Raw genomic sequence first — 18,635 nt, 5'->3', positions numbered from 1 at the left:
CAACAGACCGCCACCCGCGGGGCCCGTCAGGCACGGTGACCCCCGGCCCGACCTGCACCTTTCGACGCGTCACCGCCAACCATGCACGAGCTCGTTAGTCGCCCGAAATTCGCTGCGAAAGATCAAACAGGCTCGGCAGAACGCGGGCTGTAAAAAAGGTCCGGGCGGAGTGTCACACCGTCGGCCGGCAGCACACCTGTAGCAGGTGACGGTGCTTCCTCCGATACGACGGGACCTCTCCTCATGGCTTCTCGCCTCATGGCTGCCGGCCTCGCGCTCGCCGGCGCGTTGTCCGCCTCCGCCTGCGGCCCCCTCTCCATCACCGAGGCCGCCCCGGCCCACGGCGCGACCGGGTCCGCGCCCGCTTCGGCTCAACTGGACGCCCTGGCGGTGCGGGAGCGGACTCCCCTCGCCGGCTACAGCCGTGAAGCCTTCGGGCCATCGTGGAGCGACGAGGGCACCGTCGAGCTGTCGGGGAATTCGTGTCCGACCCGTCAGGACGTCCTGGCTCGAGATTTGGACGACGTCGTGCAGGCCGAGGACGGCTGCACCGTCCGGCCGTTCGCTTTATGAGGTCATAGGCGGTCGCCGGGTGCTTCCCCTCGCTTCAACCGCAACAAATTTGTGTGACGTGGCTCACCAAGGGGGGCCTGGATTGCTGCTGCCTAAACCTGAAATGACGGTCGCCGCAGCCGCGGTAGCCGCGAACAACACCGCCGGAGGCCCCACCGTGACCACGCCCGCCAACCCCGCCCAGCCCCACGCGACGACCCCGGGCCCGGTCCCCGCCCAGCCGTGCACACACGCCCCACAGGCCACGCCAGCGCCGCAAGGACCAGCCGACCCCCACCCTCCCCGGGCGACGACGGGCCCTGGCAGTGCCCTGCTCGGCCTGCGCAGTGCACTCGTCCTCGTGCTCGGCATCCTCGTCGGCACCGGCGCCGGCGTCCTCACCTACCTCGCACAGCACAACGCCGCCACCGCCGTCCTCGCTGGCAGCGCCGCCTTCGCCGGCTCCGTCCTCTTCTTCCACAACATCATCGCCAGCTAGTACTCCAGTGCGACTTCGCCGAGCTGGGCGTGGACTGGGCGCCGTGAGAGGGCTGGTGCTCCTCGCGCTGGCGTCTGCGCCGTCGGCCGGCACGAGGAGCTGCGCTTTACCGCCGGAAGCTGCGTCGGGGATCCCTGATGCTGCGGTTGTCCAACGGGTCGAACCAGGCGGCCTCCCGAAGGTCGCCCACACAGCGAACGGTCCCCCGTACGGGCGGCTCGACGGGCACCCGCCTCCGGACGGCCGGAGGATCAGTGCGGGGACACGCGATGGGAGCCGATCAAGGATGCCGAACACCGCCGGTCGCTCGAAGAGGGCGCGCATCGTCCTGTCAGGTGTGCTGCTCCTCGCCGGGGTCGTCTCGACCGGGTGCAGCGGCGAGGCCCGCGACGCCGGGCAGGGGCCTGGAGCAGGGCCCCGCCCCCAGGCGGCGCGCTCCGGCAGGGTCACCGTCGTCTACGAGGCCCAAGCGGTCAAACCGGAGGATCGGGAGGCCGTGGCACTGATCCGGAACTCCCGCGTGCTGGAGCGTACGGCCGACTGGGTGAACAGATCACTCACCCTCCCGCACGACATGGTCGTGAAGGTCACCGCCGCCGTGCCGCCCGGCGTCACCGACGCCGTCACCCAGCCCGACGGCAGGACGATCTTCGTCCCGCCACCGTTCCTGACCGAGATCGAGAAGGCCCTCGCCGACGTCGTGAAGACCGTCGAACGTCCCGCCCCGTTCCCCGCGTCCGAGTACAACACCGATGACCTGACCGTGCTGTCGACCGAATTCATCTTCGGCCACGAGATGGGCCATGCCCTGCAGCGCCAGCTCCTCCTGGCCAACCTCGGTCTCGAAGAGGACGCGGCGGACGGCTTCGCGTCCTTCTATACCGTCAACGAGGTCGGGCCGGGCCCGTCGCTGGCCGCCGCGATCCTCTTCGACGAGATCGCACGCAAGGAAGGCACGCCGACCTTGGAGGGCATGTCGAGCGACCACCCCGTTACCCAGCAGCGGGCCTTCAACTTCCTGTGCTACCTGGAGGGCAGCGACCCGAAGAAGTACCAGCAGTCCCTGGTCGGCAGCGGCTATCTCCCGAAGACCCGCGCCCCCCTCTGCCCGCAGGCGTGGGCAATGCTGAACTACGGCTGGTGGACCCAGCTCCGACCCCACTTCAGCGGGGCGTTCAGGGACCGGGGTGCCGAGGAGCAGAAGAAGGCGCACGGGCGGCTGGTCGCGGAGACACAGGCTCTGGCGAAGCGCATCGACGAGATCCGCAGCGGTCAATGAGGTAAATGACGCGTACCCCGTCGATCTCGTCCGTGTAGTCGCGCAGCAGGGTCCCGGGGACTATCGCGGGATCGGCGCCCAGGCAGTGTGCAACGCTCCACCAGCAAGATCAATATCCGCACACCGGCGCCGAACAGGGGAACAGCGAGTGTCCGAGACTTCCGTGTCCATCAAGTCCAACGAGGCCGTGGCCGACGGCTCCAAGGTCACTATCTCCACAGGGCCGAACGGGATCGTCGGTTCCTTCGTACGCTTCCGCAGCGCATCGGCACGCCGACCCTTCAGGCTCTTCGGTTCCCGGCATCAGTACTTGGCCGACGGGCCCTCGGTCTCCTCGTCATCGGGCGTCTGGTGTCCCTCCACCAACTGATCGATCTCCTGGGGAACCCAGTACAGTGCGTCCAGAACCAGACCCATGCCCGGTCCCGCAGCTCCTCCGGCACCTCGTTCTCGATCTTCTCCGCAAGCCTGTCGATCTTGGAGTGGGCGTCCCGGTGCCCGTGGTCGGTGCGGTCACCGCTGCCCACACCAGTCGGCCCGCCCCGGCCGCAGCTCGGCCTATGCTGCCGGGCACCGATCCCACATCCATCCGCGCTCCCTCCCCTGACGGTTGGTGTCCTGCCGCAGCGAGGATTGCCTCGGTATTCGGGGCGGGCCACCGCGTCGTTTCAGGTCAGGCGGTGGCCGCACAAGCGGCGATCTTCCCTGCGGTGCAGGCCAAGTCCAGGAGCAGGTCCTTGAGAGCGATGGCGACCTCACGAGCGGGTTAATCACTGCACGACGGGCCCGGACGATCCACGGTGGGGCGCGAGCCGCGCACCACCGCGAGAGCGGGCGCGGCAGGCGGCGATGCGGGCGTAAGCCACCCGCGCGCACCCCCACCCGCCGACCACCGCGTCGATGCGAGAGCAGTGGGAGGACCGGACACAGGCGCCCGAAGGTACGACTGGCAGCCGCGATCGGCTGGCTTTGCCTCACCGACGACCCCGCCCCGATGTTGAGCGACGTTCTGTATGAGCATGAACGAGCGGCATCCCCTTCTGGATGACCAGGGACGGACCATCCCCGCGGGTGCGGGGTCGACAGGGTGACAGGGCGGTCGCCGTTGGCGGTGCGCGGACCATCCCCGCGGACGCGGGGCCGACTGGAGCAGGACGGCGATGTCCCCGTAGAACGCCGGACCATCCCCGCGGGGGCAGGTCGACGACAGGACGGTCCAGACCAGGTCAGCGCCGGTCTCTACGCCGGGCCAACTCGCCCTCAGCGCATGGGGCAGGGGGCGTTGCTGGTACGGACAACGGTCAGGCCCAGAACGCGTCGGTGACGGTGATCTGAGGGTCGGCATGGCGGCGGACGAAGGTGAAGATGAGCCAGCCGCGGCCACCGGCGAGGTCGGCGATGTGCGGGCCACCCGGACTGGTCGAGGCCAGCGGGCGGACTGTAATCCAGTGCGGCAGTGACACGTCGGCGTCGATTCCCCGGTAATAGGGATCCGGGGCGGTGATCAGCTCGGCGCGGGCTGACAGGACCAGCTGCTTGCCGTCTTGCGGCATGTTCTCGAATTCCTGGAGCGCCTCTGCCGTCCAGTCCATCTTCCAGGGCGGGAGTGGGAGCTCATCGGTCACCGGCCGGGCTCCACCCCAGCCACTTTGCGGCGTAGTCGGCTGTACTCGGCCAGGAGCCGGGCGGACTCTCCCGGGTCCTCGGACTTCGCGGCGCGGGCTTCGAGGTCACGCAGGTGGGCTTCCAGGCCTGGGTCGCGGGCGATGGCGTACTGGGTCCACCACAAGCGCATGAAGGCCGGTACCGGGGTGAGGTTGAAGGCGTCGCCGATCGCGCGGCGCCAGTGGGACTCGAAGTCCGGCAGCAGGTGCGGGGCGTGTTCCTGGATGGCCAGGCGCAAGGCCTGCGGGGTGCGTTCGGGCATCGGCGGCACCTGGCGGGGCTTCTCGCCGCCGGGGCCGTCGAAGTGAATGGGCTGCGCTGTCATGGCGAAGGAACTCCTGCTCTGCCTGCGGTCCGGCCCTTTCAGGCAGCGTTCTGGCCGGCGCCGGGGGCCGACGGATGCTGTGCCATGTACTGCTCGAACCACTCGGCCGGCACCAGGTAGGCCAAGGTCTTGCCCTTACGGGTGATCGCGGCAGACTCCCCCGCGATCCGGGTGCGGTCGAGAATCTCACCCATCTGCTTGCGGAGATCGATCGTCGTGTACGTCTTCGGCTCCATTCCCCCAACCTACCCCAACTATCATAGTTGCGATAGTTCACCTCCACGCACACCAACCCCCTGCCGGACACATCGTCAACGGCACCCTCAAACAACCCCCACAGACGCGGGGCGACGCCACAACCGCTCTCGTACGAATCCGCAGCGGCGGACCATCCCCGCAGGCGCGGGGCGGTGCCCTCCCGTCAGCGTTACGGCACCTGGAGAAGCTCGGGCTGATCGCCCTGGTGGGCGTGGGGGTCCTCAGTGTGGGGGTGGGGGTGCTGCGGTGGCTGGCCGCGCATCCCTGGCTGGTGGTGCTCGCGCTCCTGGCGGTGGCGGCCGCGGGCGGGGTGTGGGTCTGGCGGCGAAGGGAGGCAGCGCAGTGAGAGCGGGTCCGCTCGAAGGGCCTGCGCTCCGAAGATGCGGGAGATCGAGCGCAAGTAGAGCGTGCCGTGGCGAGCGGTCTCGCTGCGCCCGGATGCGGCCCGTCAGGGTTGGCGGGACCAGGCCGTACGGGTGCTCCGGCCGATGCCTTTGAGACGGACGTCGACGTAACGGGAATCTAGTGGTCCGTTTCCGTTAGCGTGATCGGGTGCGTTACGACCAGCGGGTTCTCGTTCTGATTGAGGTGCGGGGCACCAGGTCATGGAGCGCGCCCCCGCCGCCTTCGCGGCCGAGGACGGATACGAGGACCAGGTCGTGACGGCCAACCCGGACGGCACGTACACCGTGGGCGCGGACTGGTGGTGGTACGCCATGGACGCCCGGGCGGCTCTGCGCTCCAGCGTGCAGGCCCTGATCCGTCCCGGCGCGCGTCACCGTCGTTTCCGCGCGGTGGTCGCCGTGCATGCGGCCGCCACCCTGGCGGCGAGCGGAATCCCGACGGCCAGGGACCGGCTCATATCCCGTCTCACCGAGAGATAGCGCAAGGCGCCAGGAGACGGCTCGCGCGGCGGGCCGCGCCACGCCACCGGAGCAGGAGGATCACGGCGAACGACACGACCGCCGCCGCCGCGAAGGCCGTCGCTGCGGTGAAGGGCAGCTGTGGCCAGGCGGGATCGCGGTAGCCCGGTTCGTACGGCGTGTACGCGCAGGACGTGGTCGCGTCGCAGGCGAACCACTTGCCGGCGGTGAGGGTCATCCCCGCGAGCGCGCCCAGGGCGGCGAGACCCAGGGCCACGAGCAGCAGGACCCCGGGGGCGGCGTACCAGGCGCCGTGCGGGCGCAGGGGAGCACGTGGCGGCGTGCGCGGGGGCGGCGGGAGGTGACCGTAAGGCGGTACGGGGCCGGGGGACGGCATGTACCCGGGAAGCGGCGGTACGGAGCCGGGTGGCGGGGCGGGGATGTTCATCGGGGGGGTCTCCTCCGGCGTGCGGCGCAGGGCGTGGCCCATCCTTTCCCATGGGCGGGGGCCGCCGCCTGGGTGCTCGTACTCATCTTTCCCACCGGGGCCGACCGACCTGCCCACCGGGTGTCCGCGAGTCGGCTACGGGCTCGGCGTCGCCGATGCCGACGGCGGGGTGACCGGGTCCGGAGCCGGCGCCCTGCGGAGCAACGGGATCAGTAGTCGTCCTCGACATCGACTCGGCCTGCCTCGCAGTGACGAGCGCGCCACACACGGGGCGGCCCATACCTTCAATACGAGAAGAGCCACACCGTGACTGACTCCCGGCTGGCACGCTCCGGTGATGAGGACCGTCGCACCCTGACCGTTGGCTTCTTCGGCACTTCGATCATGGAGCGCACCACCCCAGCGTCGACCACCACCCCAGCAACGCGTCCCATCAGCCTGGCCGCTCCGAACCTGCTGGTGGACACCTCTGCCGGCTACGCGCCCGGCAGGGCCGAGATCCAGCGATTTCTGCTGCGGCCGGGTCACCCAGGGAATAGCGGGTGAGGGCCCCGTCCCGGCCGTCCACCTTGGTGCCCGGCCGGGACGGGGCCCAGCAGCTTGTGGATCCGTGGGGCGATCGGTAGCCGAACCGCCTCCAGGGCCCTCACGACACAAGGCTCGTACCGCTCATGCAGTTGCTGTAAGTCCATCAGCCCTCCACGCCCTCCTCCGACGAACACCAGAGAGTAGAGGCCACCACTGACAACACACCTTGACCTGTGAAAATCGAACCCCCATCCCCCGAGACCCTCAACCCCCAGGAGACCCCTACGGGCATACAGGAGACTGAGACCATCCCCGTGTCAGCGGGGGGAGCAGGACAAGTCGAGGAACGGCGGTGGCGCGGAGCCGGGGTCATCCCATGCCCACGCCCGCAGGAGTTCCGTAGCACGCATCGCCAGGTTCGCGGCCGCCCCGGAAGACCGTGGACCCGCCTCCTCCGGGTTGCCGGGGAAGGCGGGCCTGGTGAGGCGGCGGGCAGGGTCAGCCATTCGCTCCCAGGGGGGAGGCGAGGCCGGAGGCGCGCCAGCGTTGTGCGTTGGAGGTGTTGCAGTCGAACAGTTCGAGCTGGGTGCCATTACTGGTGCTGGCGTACGGCAGATCGAGGCAGCGGTTGGACTGGGGGTTGTAGAAACCGCTGGTGGCGGTGGGCAGCCATTGCTGTCCACCGGCACCGTCGCAGGTGGCGAGCTGGAGGGGAGTGCGGTTGCCGGTACCGCCGGCCGCAGCGCTGACGCACTTGCCGACCACGCGCAACTCACCGTTCTCGCGGATCTCGAAGAGCTGCGGCGCCCCCGGGTCGGTGTTGCAGCCCCAGATCTGGATGCGGTTGCCTTCCGCCGTGCTGCCGTGGTCGTCGTCCGCGCACTTGGTGCTGCTCACCGCTGACACCAGGGTGGTGCTGGTCGCTGAGGGGACGGTGGAGTGGTGGTAGACGGACAGGTTGCTGAGGCTGCCCTCGAAGAAGGACTTGGGCTGGCCTGCGTTCTTGTAGCGGCCTAGGACGAGGGTGCCGGTGGCGTTCCATGCGTTGTTCTTGGCGTGGTGGCCGGTGCCGGCGAGGGTGCCGTTGACGTAGAGGGCGATGAGTCCGGTCTGGGCGTCGTAAGTGGCGGTGAGCTGGGTCCAGTCATTGATGCGGACCTTGGCAGCATCGTTCATGGCGGTGGTCTGGTCGTAGTCCCAGCCGTTGTCGTCCCGCTTGGACATCCCGAACCGCCAGGTGCCGTCCTGGTCGTGCCAGAGCATGAAGCCACTGGCGTGAGCTCCGTCCTGGCTGAGGACGACGCCGGTGGGTTTTGTCGACTTGACCCAGGCTGAGACGGTGAAGCTGCGGGTTGTGTCGACTCCGGGCTTGGCGGCGGTGACGGTACCGGTGCTGCCATTGAGGGCGATGACCTTGGTAGCGGTGCCCGCGACGTTGTCGGCCGCGCGGGTGACGCCGGTGGCGCTGAGCGTGGCGTTGTTGCGGCCGCGCAGGTCTACGGCGGTGTTGCCGTTGTCCTCGTTCAGCTTCCAGTGCGAGGTGGAGATGCGGGCATCGCCCATGGTGTGGCCGGCCTGGAATGCGGTGACCTTCCCAGCGGTGGCGATGCCGTTCCAGGTGCGCAGCAGGTGGAGGCTGTCCAGGGCCCACAGGTCGGCAACGCCGTCGGCACTGGTGTCGCCGGAGGAGCCGACGACGGGGTGGGTGGCTGCCTTGACCCCGGAGCCGATCTTGGTGCGCTTGGTGTGGTCGCCGAGGGCTGCGGGGTTTCCGGCGACGTTGGCGTACTGGTACAGGTCGCCGGTGGTGTTGTCGCGGGCCCAGAGGTCCGGGAGGCCGTCACCGGTGGCGTCACCTGGAGCGATGAGGGTGAGGTTGTCCCAGCCTGAGGGGCTCAGGACGAGAACGACCGGATCGCGCAGCTCGCCTGTGGAACCTGTCCCCTGGAGCAACATCAGCGAGCTCCTCGTGCCGTCGTTCTCCACGGTGAGAAGGTCGTTGCGAGGTGTGACCCCCGCCTCCGGCAGGGCATCACCCACGGCGACGATCTGCTTGACCCGGGTCCAGTTCTCGGCGTACTCGCTTCCGCAGGGCTGGCCCGTGGCGGCGACGGTGCAGTCGTCCACATAGGGTCGCTGGACCGGCAGAGCCTTGGAGGCGTGGTAGTAGAGGCCGCCGTTGGCTGCGAGGCCGCCGTGGGTGAGGGAGTTCCGGTAGAGCTTGAGCTCTCCGTCGCGGTGTACCCACAGGTCGTCGATGCGGATCCCGTTGCCACCGCGGTGGGTGGTCAGGGTGCCACCTCCCCAGCCCTTGCCGCCCGGGCTGTTGGCCACGTTGGAGGCGACCACGCCGCCGGCGGCCGGGTCGATGGCGGTCGGGTAGACGACGAGGTCTCCGTCGGCCGTGGGTGCGATGAAGTCGACGCGTTCGTCGCCGGTGATGTCGCCGAGGGTCGTCTTCGCATTCGGGTTGTCGGGCACGTAGAAGGTGTATGTCTGTTGCTGGGAGCGGTTGCCGGCCCGGTCCACGGACTGGACGCGCAGGATGTTGGTGCCCCAGCTCGTGGGGGTCAGGGCGATGGACGCGCTGCCGTCGGTAGATGCGTTCACCCGGTTGGCGCCACCCACCGGGATCGCCGAGTTGAACGCCCATTCGTAGGACAGGACGCCGCTGAGGCTGTCGGTGGATTTGACGGTGAAGGTACCGCTCTGGCCGATGTGCTGGGTGGAGCCGGGCAGGGTGCCCGACGGCGGGTACTGGGGAGAGGCGACGACGGGGACGGACGGCGGCTGCGTGTCCATGCTGAACGTGCACCCGGTGGGGGAGTTGACCGACATCATGTCGCCGTCACCACTGCGCACGCGCCAGGAGTAGGTGTGGCCGTCGGAGAGATTGGTGGGGTGCGCGGATACCCAGTGGGTTCCGCTCGCGGCCCCGATCCAGCCGCTGCTGTAGGCCACGGCGCCACCAGCGGTGTCGACGACGTCGAAGATGGCGTCGTTCGGTTGCCCGTCCGGGTCGCCGATCCAGGCACCGATGCTCAGGCCTGCGTAGTTGGTGGCGCCGACCCACCCGCAGCCGTTTCCGTTCGGGTTCTGCGGCGCGGGGAACATCGCGAGCTCCCACGGGTCGTACGGGGCCCGGTTGTACTCGATATAGAGGAAGGGGAGGTGGTTCTTGTCGCGGGTGAACCGCTTGAAGGAGGTGTTGCCGCTGGTCTTGGACTCGTTGGAGGCGAAGAGGCCGTAGGTGACGCTGCCGCGCCATTCGTTCGCGGCTAGGTGGTCGCGTACGTCCCACTCGCCGCGCGTGGTGGAGCCTGGGCAGCCGGGTCCGCCCGCGCTGTTGAGGGACGTCGTGCGCAGGACCTCCCAGTCACGGGGCTGCGTGCTCCAGTTGATGTTCGAAAGGAGCGGTTCGGTGGAGTGGAGGTCCACGTTGTACGTGTTGCCGCAGGTGGCGTCGGCGGCGTAGGACTGGGTCGCGAAGAAGGAGGCCTTCTTGATGCTCTTGTCGCGCAGGTCGCTGGTGTCGAGCTGGACGTAATAGCGCTCCAGGCCCGTCCTCGTGCGCCAGCGCTGGTAGCCGACGCCCGGATCGTAGGTGTCGCTGTAGTCGTCGTAGCTGGTCGTAGTGGGATAGGCTTCCTGAACCCACGCCCAATGCTGGGTCCCGCGGTTCGTGGGCTGCCAGGCGGGGTCGATGTAGACGGGGTAGGCGGTGTCGGGATCCGTCAGGAAGACCTGGTCCGGAGTCAGGGCGATGGAGTCCTTGCCCAGGTCCGTCTGAAGCCTGGCGACCTTGGCTGACTCTCCCGGACCGGTGCTGTCCGAGTCGGGCTTGGCCGCTCCCTCGTCCGTACCGGTCGTCGCGTTCTGTGTGCTGCCCTTGACCTTCTGGGAGAAGGCGGTCGAGGAGGGCTTGGCGAGCGGGGCCTGAAGGGGGGTGGTGGAGTCCCACATGGTTGGGGTCGGCGCCTGAAAGACCGTACGGCCCGAGGCGTCGGCGGCCTTCAGGTTGCCGTGGCCGTCGACAGAGACGTTCACGCCCTGGCCCTTGAGGCCCATGGTCAGCTTGGCGAGCTTCGGATGCCGGGCAGCTTCGGCGGACTTGACGACGAGGATCTGGGAGAGTCCGCCGCCCACATCGGCCGTGACCTTGAGATCAGTACCCGGCAACACCTCTCGGTAGACGGCGCTGTCACCCTCCAACACGGGGGCAGGCAGTGGCTCGGGCCAGCTCAGCACGAGCTGCTTGCCGTCCTGCTCCAAGGTGGCAAGCGCCGCGCTACCGCCACCGGACAACGTCAGACCGCTCACCGTGGCCTTCGGCCGAAGCGTGCCGTCGGCCGCCGGTACGAGAGTGGCGTCCAGGTCCGCCCATTTGCCATCGCGTTTGGTACGGACCGGGGTGACGCTCCGCGACAGGCCCAGGGTGCCGTTCGGATTGGCCACCACGCTGTCGGTCTCGGTCGTCACCGCGGGCACGGCCACCGGCTTCCCGGTGCGCTTGGCCTCGGCCAGCGCGGCGTCCTCCGCGCGCTCCCGCTCCGTCGTCGGCCGCTCCGGCGGCGTCTGAGCGACTGGTGCTGCCGGCTTGTCCGCAGCCATTGCGGGTGCTGCGCCGACTGATGAGACGGACAAGGCCAGTGCGACCAGCCCCGCCAGTGCGACCGGCCGGCGGACCGGTCGCATTCTTTGCGATATTCCCCCCACGGGAACTCCCCAGTGTGATCGTTTTCAGCAGCTCGGCGTGAACGTTAACAGCCCATCCGCCGAACCCGTCCGTGATTGCAAATCCGGAACCTCGAATTCCCCGGAACTATTTTGCAGGATCACGACAAATCGATCGATGAAATCAAGCCATCGCGCACGCAAACAGTCGCATTTCAGAAGAACTTTGGAACCTCACAGGTCAGGTGGAGGCATATTGTCCTGATTGGTTCGCGTTTTGCGAACCACCCACCAGATAGGCTCTCAGGCCAATTGATCAACTCGGCGACCGTGGGGGGAATGCCGTGTCGGTATCGGCGGCTGGACTTCGGGCGATAAGAAGAAGCTCGAAGCTCAAACAGCGCATCGCAGTTCCAGTGGTAGTGGCCCTATCACTGGTCGTCGGCTCGGGCACCGCCCAGGCCGCACAGTGGCAGCCAAAGGAGCAACGCCATTGGTCACCGGGCAAACTGACGAAGACCGAGTCGGTCTCCGGGAAGAACGCCCCGAAGGCTGATCCGAAGCCCCTTGGGGACGGCGGCGCCGCAGTCTGGCGCCCGAAGGACGTGTACTGGCCGCCCGCTTCTCAGGCCGAGGTCGATCTTGGTGCTATGGCACCCGCTGCTCCGCGCGGTTCGCTGTTCACCGCGCCTGCGCCCTCCAACGTCCCGGCGGCTCCCGCTGCCGACCCGCGCCGTGCGGGAGCCGCTCCCGTCTGGGTGAGCCCTAGCTCGGCCAAGGACGCTCCGCGTTCGGGCAAGGCCGCGGTGCAGCTCAAGGACAAGGCCGCCGCAGACAAGGCCGGCATCCAGGGCCTGCTGCTTGCATTACGTCCCGCTGGGGATGGGATGAAGGCCGGTCCGGTCAAGGTCTCCGTGGACGTCTCGCACATCGCGGGTGCCTTCGGCGGCGACTGGCTCCGCCGGACCCGCCTGGTCACGCTGCCGGAGTGCGCGCTGACCACCCCTGAGCGCGCGGAATGCCGTACGCAGACGCCCGTGGAAACCCTTCGCGATGGTGACCGGGCCGGGCTGCTCAGCGCTGAAGTTCTCCTGAAAGGCGGATCTGCAGGCGAAGGCATGCGTTCGAGCGGTGCTTCTACCGTTACCGGCGGGGCCACGGTGCTCGGCGTGACGACCTCGCCAGGCGGATCCGCCGGCACATACGCAGCCACCAGCCTGGCACCTTCGGGCAAGTGGACCAGCGGCAAGAACACCGGCGGCTTCTCCTGGTCGTACCCAATCGCCGTACCGGATGCGCTGGGCGGTACCAAGCCCGGTATCTCCCTCTCCTACAGCTCGCAGTCCGTGGACGGCCGTACGGCCGCTACGAACAACCAGTCTTCGTGGATCGGCGAGGGCTGGGACTACTCGCCCGGCTTCGTGGAGCGCAACTTCAAGCCCTGCGCCAAGGACGGTCAGGCCAACTCCAGTGAGCAGTGCCTGTCCGGTCACAACGCGACGGTCTCTTTGGACGGGAAGTCCTCCATTCTGGTCCGCGATGACACCTCCGGTACCTGGCGGCTGGAGAACGACGACGTCTCGAAGGTCGAACGGCTGACCGGCGCCACCAATGGCGACAACAACGGAGAGTACTGGAAGATCACCACACCGGACGGGACCCAGTACTACTTCGGCGTCGGACGCAAACCCGGCAACGCCACCGCCCCAGCCACCAACTCTGCCTGGACCACGCCCGTCTATGGGAACAACACGGGTGAGGAGTGCAACAAGGCGACCTTCGACGCCTCCTGGTGCCAGCAGGCTTGGCGCTGGAACCTCGACTTCGTCGTCGACCCGCGCGGCGGGGTCATCACTCACTGGTACGACATTCCACAAACCAACTACTACAAGCGCGGCGTGTCCGAAGCGACGCCCAACGGCACCCTCGAGAAGTACATCCGTGGCGGCACTCTCGCGAAGATCACATACGGTTCGAAGCTGACTGACGCGGACACAGTCAAGCCGACCGCCCAGGTGCTCTTCGCAACCGAAGAGCGCTGCCTGCCCGACGCGAACTTCGACTGCGCGCCGAACAAGCTGACCAAAGCCAACGCCACCAAGTGGCCTGACGTCCCCTTCGACCAGCACTGCGCATCCAGCGGCATATGCGAGAACACCTCCGCCACCTTCTGGACCACCAAGCGCCTCACCAAGATCACCACCCGGGTCCTCAACGGCACCGGCGGCTACGACAGCGTCGACTCCTACGCGCTCACGCACCAGTTCCCGGACCCGAAGGACCAGACGTCGCCCGCCCTGTGGCTGGCCTCCCTCCTGCACACCGGCCACGACGGTGCGACGGCGCTCCCGTCGAAGCCGGTCGTCTTCTACGGCAGCCTGAGGAACAACCGCGTCGACTCCAGCGGTGACAACAGGCCGGCCATGAACCGGCACCGCATCGTCAAGATCAAGTCCGAGACGGGCGGGATCACCGACATCGGCTACGCCGACCCCGACTGCACACCCGGGGCGGGCCTGCCCACGGCCCAGGACTCCAACACTACCCGCTGCTACCCGGTCTACTGGAACCCGGACGAGAAGAACCCGAACGATCCGACCCTGGACTGGTTCCACAAGTACGTCGTCACCCGCGTCACCGAGCTCGACAACATCGCCGGCTCCCGCCCGCAGGAAACACGTTACGAGTACGTCGGCGGCGCCGCCTGGCACCGGGACGACGAGGAACTGACTGAGGACAAGCGTCGCACCTGGAACCAGTTCCGCGGCTATGAACAGGTCATCACCCGCCTCGGCACCGCCCCCGACGCCGTCTCCAAGACCGCGGCCTTCTACCTGCGCGGCATGGACGGCGACGTCAAGGCCGACGGCATCAGCAAGCGCACCGCCACCTTCACCGGCTTGGCCGGGAACACGGTCAAGGACTCCAACCCGTTGGCGGGCACGGTCCGAGAGACCCAGACCTTCGCTTCCGACGGCGGCGAGCTCGTCGCCGTCTCGCAGAACGAACCGTGGCTCTCCAAGGTCACCTCGACCCACAGCCGCGGCACCAAGCTTCCCGCGCTCACCGCACAGATGCAGCGCGAGGGTCCCTCCCGTGAGAAGAAGCTACGCGCAGACAAGACCTGGCAGACCACCTCGGAGTCCGTCAAGTACGACGAGACCTACGGCATGGAGGAATGGACCCGGCACCAGGCGGACGGACTGCCTGACACCTGCACCACCACCTCCTACGCCCGCAACACCGGCACCTGGATGATCGACCGCGCCTCCGAGACCCTCCAGATCCAGAGCAGTGACTGCGCCACCCCCGCGACCGAGGCGAACACCCTCAGCCGAAACCGCACGTTCTACGACGGCCAGCCCCACGGCACCCTGAACGGACCCGGCCAGGTCACCAGCACCGAGGAACTGGACCGCTTCGAAGCCGGCCAGCCGAAGTACAGCCTGAAGAGCACAACCGCCTACGACTCCTACGGCCGTGTCACCAGCACCACCGACGCGGCGGGCGCCACGACCACGACGGCCTACGAGCCGACCGCACCGGCCCCCGCCACCACGCTCAAGGTCACCAACGCCAAGAACTGGACGACCACCACCACCCTGCACCCCCTGCGCGGAGTGCCGGTCAAGACCGTCGACCAGAACAACCGCACCACCGAAGTGGCCTACGACGCGCTCGGCCGCACCACCGCCGTCTGGCTGCCCGGCCGCGCTCGCACCTCTAGCGCGAGCAAGGTGTTCACCTACGACCTCAGCAACACCACCACAAGCTCGGTAACCACCCAGACGCTCCGCTCCGACCAGTCCTACGCGACCTCCATCGCCATCCTCGACGCCCTCGGACGGCAGGTCCAGGTCCAGTCCGTGCCGCAGAACGGCGACGCGGAGCGCCGCCTCATCACCGACACCTGGTACGACAGCCACGGACGCGCCGCGAAAACCAACAACACCTACGTCAACGCCACGTCCGTCCCGGTGAAGACCCGCTTCATCCCCGACGAAAACCAGGTCCCCTCGACGACCACCACGCTCTACGACGGCCTCGGACGCGCAGCCGCCAGCGTGTTCTCCTCCAAAGCGATCGAGCAGTGGCGCACCACCACCGCCTACCCAGGCGTCGACCGCACCGACACCATTCCCCCCAAGGGTGAAATGGCCGCCAGTGTCATCACCGACACCCTCGGGCGCACGGTCGAACGACGCAAGTACAAGAGCGCCACGCCCACAGGCGAGTACGACACCACCCGCTACGCGTACAACACCGACGGCAAACTGACCCGAATCACCGACCCCGCAGGCAACGCCTGGACCTACGACTACGACCTCCGCGGCCGCCAGATCCGCTCGGTCGACCCCGACAAGGGCACCTCGACCGTCGCCTACGACAACGCCGACCGCCCCGTCTCCACCCAGGACGCCCGCGGCACCAAGGTCTTCACCACCTACGACATCCTCGGCCGCCCCACCTCCCGCAACAAGGACACCGCCGGCGGCATCACACTGGCCACCTACGAATACGACACCGTGTTGCCCGGCCAGCTGACGGCCTCCACCAGCTGGGTGGACGGCAAGCCCTGGCGGCAGGAGACCACCGGCTACGACATCGGCTACCGGCCCACCGGCACCACGCTGACCGTCCCCGCCGGCGAAGGCGCCCTCACCGGCACCTACACCGCCGCCACCGACTACAACCCCATCACCGGACTGGAGCGCCGCACCACACTGCCCGCCATGGGCGGACTGCCCGCAGAGCGCCTGTACACCGGCCGCAACATCAACGGGCTGCCCGTCTCCTACGGCGCGGACAACGACGGCTACGTCAACTTCACCGACTACGACGAACTCGGCCAGGTCCAGCGCACGACGTTCGGCGACGATCCACGCCAGGTCAGCCTCACCAAGATCCACGACCCGGCCACCGGACGGCTCCTGAACACCCAGCTCAAGAAGCAGGACGCGGCCACCGAGGTCGACATCACCGACTACACCTACACCCCCGCCGGCGACGTCATCTCCGTCACCAGCACCCAGGGCGCCGCACGCGACACCCAGTGCTTCACCTACGACTACCAGCGCCGCCTCACCACGGCCTGGACCGACACCGGAACCACCACCACCCAGCCCGGGCCGTCCGTCCCCGGCATCGGCGGCTGCACCAACACCACCCCGCAGCCCGGCAAGATCGGGGGCACGGCCCCCTACCGCCAGTCCTTCACCTACGACGTGACCGGCAACCGCACCTCCTCCACCGACCACGACACCGCTGGCGACACGGCCAAAACCGTCACCACCACCCACACCTACCCGGCCCCGGGCTCGCCGCGTCCGCACGCCCCAATCTCCACCACCCGAACCACCGCGGCCAGCCCGTCCACCACCAAGCCCGCCACCTACGACGCGGCAGGCAACACACTCACCCGCCCCGACGCCGCCGGCACCACCCAGACCCTGACCTGGACGGCCGAAGGCCGCCTCGCCTCGGCCACCACCTCCGCCGGGACTTCCACCTACCTCTACGACGCGGACGGCAACCGCCTGCTCCGCAAGGACCCGGGCAAAACCACTCTCTACCTCGGCTCGAACGAACTCACCCTCAACACCGCCACGAACACGGTCACCGGCACCCGCTACTACGCCACCCCCGGCGGTACCACGATCGTCCGCACCTCGGACGGCAATTGGTCTTACGTCGCTGCCGACCACCACAACACCGGCACCACCGCCATCGACGCCGCCACCCTGCAGGTCCAGCGCCGCGTCACCAAGCCGTTCGGCGAGGACCGCGGCACCAAACCGGCCACCTGGCCGGGCGAACGCGGCTTCGTCGGGGGAACCCATGACGAGGCCACGGGACTTACCCATCTCGGAGCGCGTGAGTACGATCCGGTCCTCGGCCGTTTCCTCTCCGTAGACCCGCTGATGGTGGTGGACGACCCCCGCCAGCACAACGCCTACCAGTACGCCAACAACAGCCCCCTGACCGAGTCCGACCCGACCGGCAAGGCTATCGAAGAGTGTGCGAGCGGCATGTACTTGTGCAAAAACGGGGGCACGCGTCCAGACGACAGCAGAGGAGAATCGAAGCGGTACAACCAAATCGTATCCCAGAACCGGAAGACTCAGTCACACCACCGAAAGAACCGGATTAAGGCGGCATATCGATCGAAGGGGAAGACATCCTGCGCTATGAGCCCCGTCACTGCGGGCTACTGCTCCGCTCTTCCCGTTTACCACGGCAAGATTCCGTACCCGAAGAACTATCCGACCTCGCCCGGCTTTCAGGCCGCCGTAAACAATCTCGACCCATACGACATCTCCGAGATGTGGACCAACGGATCGGGACAATTCTTCCCGCTGCTCATTTTCGGACCGGGCTCCAACATGGTGGAACTGATAGCGGCTACTGACCACAACAAGAAGGTCGAGCAGCTAATTGCTCAAACTGCGCGAGAAGGCGGTTATGCGGGTACGGGGGCAGGTTCCCCCTGGCGCACGGCACACAGGCCTGGTAGCTGGAAAGATGCCGTCGGGCTAGTATCTAGATTCGGCAATGGCGATTTCGAAACCGTCGTCGGCTCCTGGAGCCAGAGCTATCAGGTGTTGAACGTGAACACGTACGACCGTACGGTGACGGTCAACTTCAAAGCGAAGAACAAAACGAACTGGGAGTCGTTCTGCCATGATCACGCATGCTCTGGAACGAACACCACTCGTGGATTCGGCGCTTCGGTGGAACAGCAGTACTACTGGACCAAGGTGATTTCCATGGATCAATGGAGTAGGGATCGATAAAATTCCGTCGGGTGACACGCACTGCCAAATATAGGCAGGTGAAGAGGAGTTCATGGAATCTCTCGGTTGGTTGTTCTTGGCGGTAATCTGGGGGCTGCCGCTCTGCGTGGCGATAGCAGCTATCGTGATCGTTCGCCATGTCGTGAGATGGAGGAGGAACGCTCTCAAGGAGCTGGGTGAAGGTGACCGCTAATGACCAAACCGTCGACAGCAGGGAACATTCTGCGCGCAGGTAACACGTAGTCTGCAGTCGAGCGTCGCCCCGTTGGATCAGGTCAGATCCCATGGGGCGACGCTTGTGTCCGCACCTCTGCCCGATCCCGGTTCGGTCCGGATCACCGAGGCCGACACCGACCTGTGGCAGCAGTACGACGCCCTGGCCACCCCCGCCTACGGCCACCCGGTGGAGGACATCGCCCGCCTGCGCCGGTACGCCGACCTGCGCGTCGCGGTCCGGGACGGCCGCGTCATCGCTGGCGGCCTCGGACTCCTCATCGGTCAGTACTTCGGCGGGCCGCCGTGCACTGCGCCGTCAGCAGCGCCGGGTGCGTCGCGCCGGAAGAACGCGGGAGCCGCCTCGCGGGCCGTCTGCTCGCCGAGCGAATCCGCCCCCTCCGCGATCAGGGCGCGGTGATCGCCACCGCCTGGACGAGTTAGACCGTGTCCTATGTGGTGAGGCGGACGAGGCGTTTGTAGCAGCAGATGGCGGCGGCGAGTCCGAGGAAGGCCAGGTAGTTGCGGGGGTGGCGT

At 67.7% G+C, this 18,635-nt stretch carries 13 protein-coding genes; 8 read left to right on the top strand and 5 right to left on the bottom strand.

The features are described from left to right. Window positions 1–243 precede the first annotated feature (243 nt). From ACWFQ8_RS32200 to ACWFQ8_RS32190, 3 genes are all read left to right on the top strand, one after another. Window positions 244–573, top strand: coding sequence for a hypothetical protein (locus tag ACWFQ8_RS32200; protein ID WP_453789821.1), 330 nt, complete (start codon window positions 244–246; stop codon window positions 571–573). Between the two features lie 340 nt (window positions 574–913). After that, window positions 914–1,051, top strand: coding sequence for a hypothetical protein (locus ACWFQ8_RS32195; protein ID WP_453789820.1), 138 nt, complete (start codon window positions 914–916; stop codon window positions 1,049–1,051). Window positions 1,052–1,337: 286 nt separating this feature from the next. Next, the gene (locus tag ACWFQ8_RS32190) at window positions 1,338–2,330 is read left to right on the top strand and encodes a DUF4344 domain-containing metallopeptidase (RefSeq protein ID WP_453789819.1); all 993 of its coding nucleotides are present in this window, start codon (window positions 1,338–1,340) and stop codon (window positions 2,328–2,330) included. 1,301 nt (window positions 2,331–3,631) lie between these two features. Here ACWFQ8_RS32190 and ACWFQ8_RS32185 read toward each other — a convergent pair. Genes ACWFQ8_RS32185 through ACWFQ8_RS32175 form a run of 3 tightly spaced genes read right to left on the bottom strand, consistent with a single transcriptional unit; the run spans window position 3,632 to window position 4,556 of the window. Continuing rightward, window positions 3,632–3,955, bottom strand: a complete 324-nt coding sequence (locus ACWFQ8_RS32185) for a hypothetical protein (RefSeq protein WP_362634950.1) — start codon at window positions 3,953–3,955, stop codon at window positions 3,632–3,634. Further along, a complete protein-coding gene (locus ACWFQ8_RS32180) occupies window positions 3,952–4,320 on the bottom strand; it encodes a DUF6247 family protein (protein ID WP_453789818.1) in 369 nt (122 codons plus the stop codon). The genes ACWFQ8_RS32185 and ACWFQ8_RS32180 overlap by 4 nt, the downstream gene beginning before the upstream one ends. Window positions 4,321–4,358: 38 nt before the next feature. After that, window positions 4,359–4,556 (bottom strand): type II toxin-antitoxin system prevent-host-death family antitoxin, encoded by a 198-nt coding sequence (locus ACWFQ8_RS32175; RefSeq protein ID WP_453789817.1) that lies wholly within the window; start codon window positions 4,554–4,556, stop codon window positions 4,359–4,361. Window positions 4,557–4,789: 233 nt separating this feature from the next. On the opposite strand from ACWFQ8_RS32175, the gene ACWFQ8_RS32170 reads away from it, so the two are divergent. Then, entirely contained in the window at window positions 4,790–4,924 is a 135-nt protein-coding gene (locus tag ACWFQ8_RS32170) for an LPXTG cell wall anchor domain-containing protein (protein ID WP_453789816.1), read from the top strand. Between the two features lie 259 nt (window positions 4,925–5,183). After that, window positions 5,184–5,462, top strand: a complete 279-nt coding sequence (locus ACWFQ8_RS32165; protein ID WP_453789815.1) for a hypothetical protein — start codon at window positions 5,184–5,186, stop codon at window positions 5,460–5,462. Here the strand turns inward: ACWFQ8_RS32165 and ACWFQ8_RS32160 are convergent. After that, window positions 5,449–5,889 (bottom strand): hypothetical protein, encoded by a 441-nt coding sequence (locus tag ACWFQ8_RS32160; protein WP_453789814.1) that lies wholly within the window; start codon window positions 5,887–5,889, stop codon window positions 5,449–5,451. The two genes, ACWFQ8_RS32165 and ACWFQ8_RS32160, sit on opposite strands and share 14 nt — an antisense overlap. Before the next feature lie 306 nt (window positions 5,890–6,195). Between ACWFQ8_RS32160 and ACWFQ8_RS32155 the strand changes: the two genes are divergently transcribed. Further along, window positions 6,196–6,435 carry a hypothetical protein gene (locus tag ACWFQ8_RS32155; protein WP_453789813.1) on the top strand — a complete coding sequence of 80 codons (240 nt, stop codon included), beginning with the start codon at window positions 6,196–6,198 and terminating at the stop codon, window positions 6,433–6,435. A gap of 480 nt (window positions 6,436–6,915) precedes the next feature. Here the strand turns inward: ACWFQ8_RS32155 and ACWFQ8_RS32150 are convergent, their stop codons facing one another. After that, window positions 6,916–11,028, bottom strand: coding sequence for a LamG-like jellyroll fold domain-containing protein (locus ACWFQ8_RS32150; RefSeq protein ID WP_453789812.1), 4,113 nt, complete (start codon window positions 11,026–11,028; stop codon window positions 6,916–6,918). An 821-nt stretch (window positions 11,029–11,849) separates the two neighbouring features. Here ACWFQ8_RS32150 and ACWFQ8_RS32145 point away from each other — a divergent pair. Together ACWFQ8_RS32145 and ACWFQ8_RS32140 are read left to right on the top strand one after the other, a co-directional pair. After that, the gene (locus tag ACWFQ8_RS32145; RefSeq protein ID WP_453789811.1) at window positions 11,850–17,885 is read left to right on the top strand and encodes an RHS repeat domain-containing protein; all 6,036 of its coding nucleotides are present in this window, start codon (window positions 11,850–11,852) and stop codon (window positions 17,883–17,885) included. A gap of 298 nt (window positions 17,886–18,183) precedes the next feature. Continuing rightward, window positions 18,184–18,519 (top strand): hypothetical protein, encoded by a 336-nt coding sequence (locus ACWFQ8_RS32140; protein ID WP_453789810.1) that lies wholly within the window; start codon window positions 18,184–18,186, stop codon window positions 18,517–18,519. The last annotated feature ends 116 nt before the right edge of the window (window positions 18,520–18,635 follow it).

The organism is Streptomyces sp. NPDC055254 (assembly GCF_053606025.1).
The sequence above is the reverse complement of the archived record's forward strand: the minus strand, read 5'-3'. Positions and strand labels throughout refer to the sequence as shown.

Coding starts and splice junctions, on each gene's coding strand:
- ACWFQ8_RS32200 (WP_453789821.1), top strand. CDS start 244: ATGGCTTCTCGCCTCATGGCTGCCGGCCTCGCGCTCGCCGGCGCGTTG.
- ACWFQ8_RS32180 (WP_453789818.1), bottom strand. CDS start 4,320: ATGACAGCGCAGCCCATTCACTTCGACGGCCCCGGCGGCGAGAAGCCC.
- ACWFQ8_RS32150 (WP_453789812.1), bottom strand. CDS start 11,028: ATGGCTGCGGACAAGCCGGCAGCACCAGTCGCTCAGACGCCGCCGGAG.
- ACWFQ8_RS32190 (WP_453789819.1), top strand. CDS start 1,338: ATGCCGAACACCGCCGGTCGCTCGAAGAGGGCGCGCATCGTCCTGTCA.
- ACWFQ8_RS32160 (WP_453789814.1), bottom strand. CDS start 5,889: ATGAACATCCCCGCCCCGCCACCCGGCTCCGTACCGCCGCTTCCCGGG.
- ACWFQ8_RS32175 (WP_453789817.1), bottom strand. CDS start 4,556: ATGGAGCCGAAGACGTACACGACGATCGATCTCCGCAAGCAGATGGGT.
- ACWFQ8_RS32165 (WP_453789815.1), top strand. CDS start 5,184: ATGGAGCGCGCCCCCGCCGCCTTCGCGGCCGAGGACGGATACGAGGAC.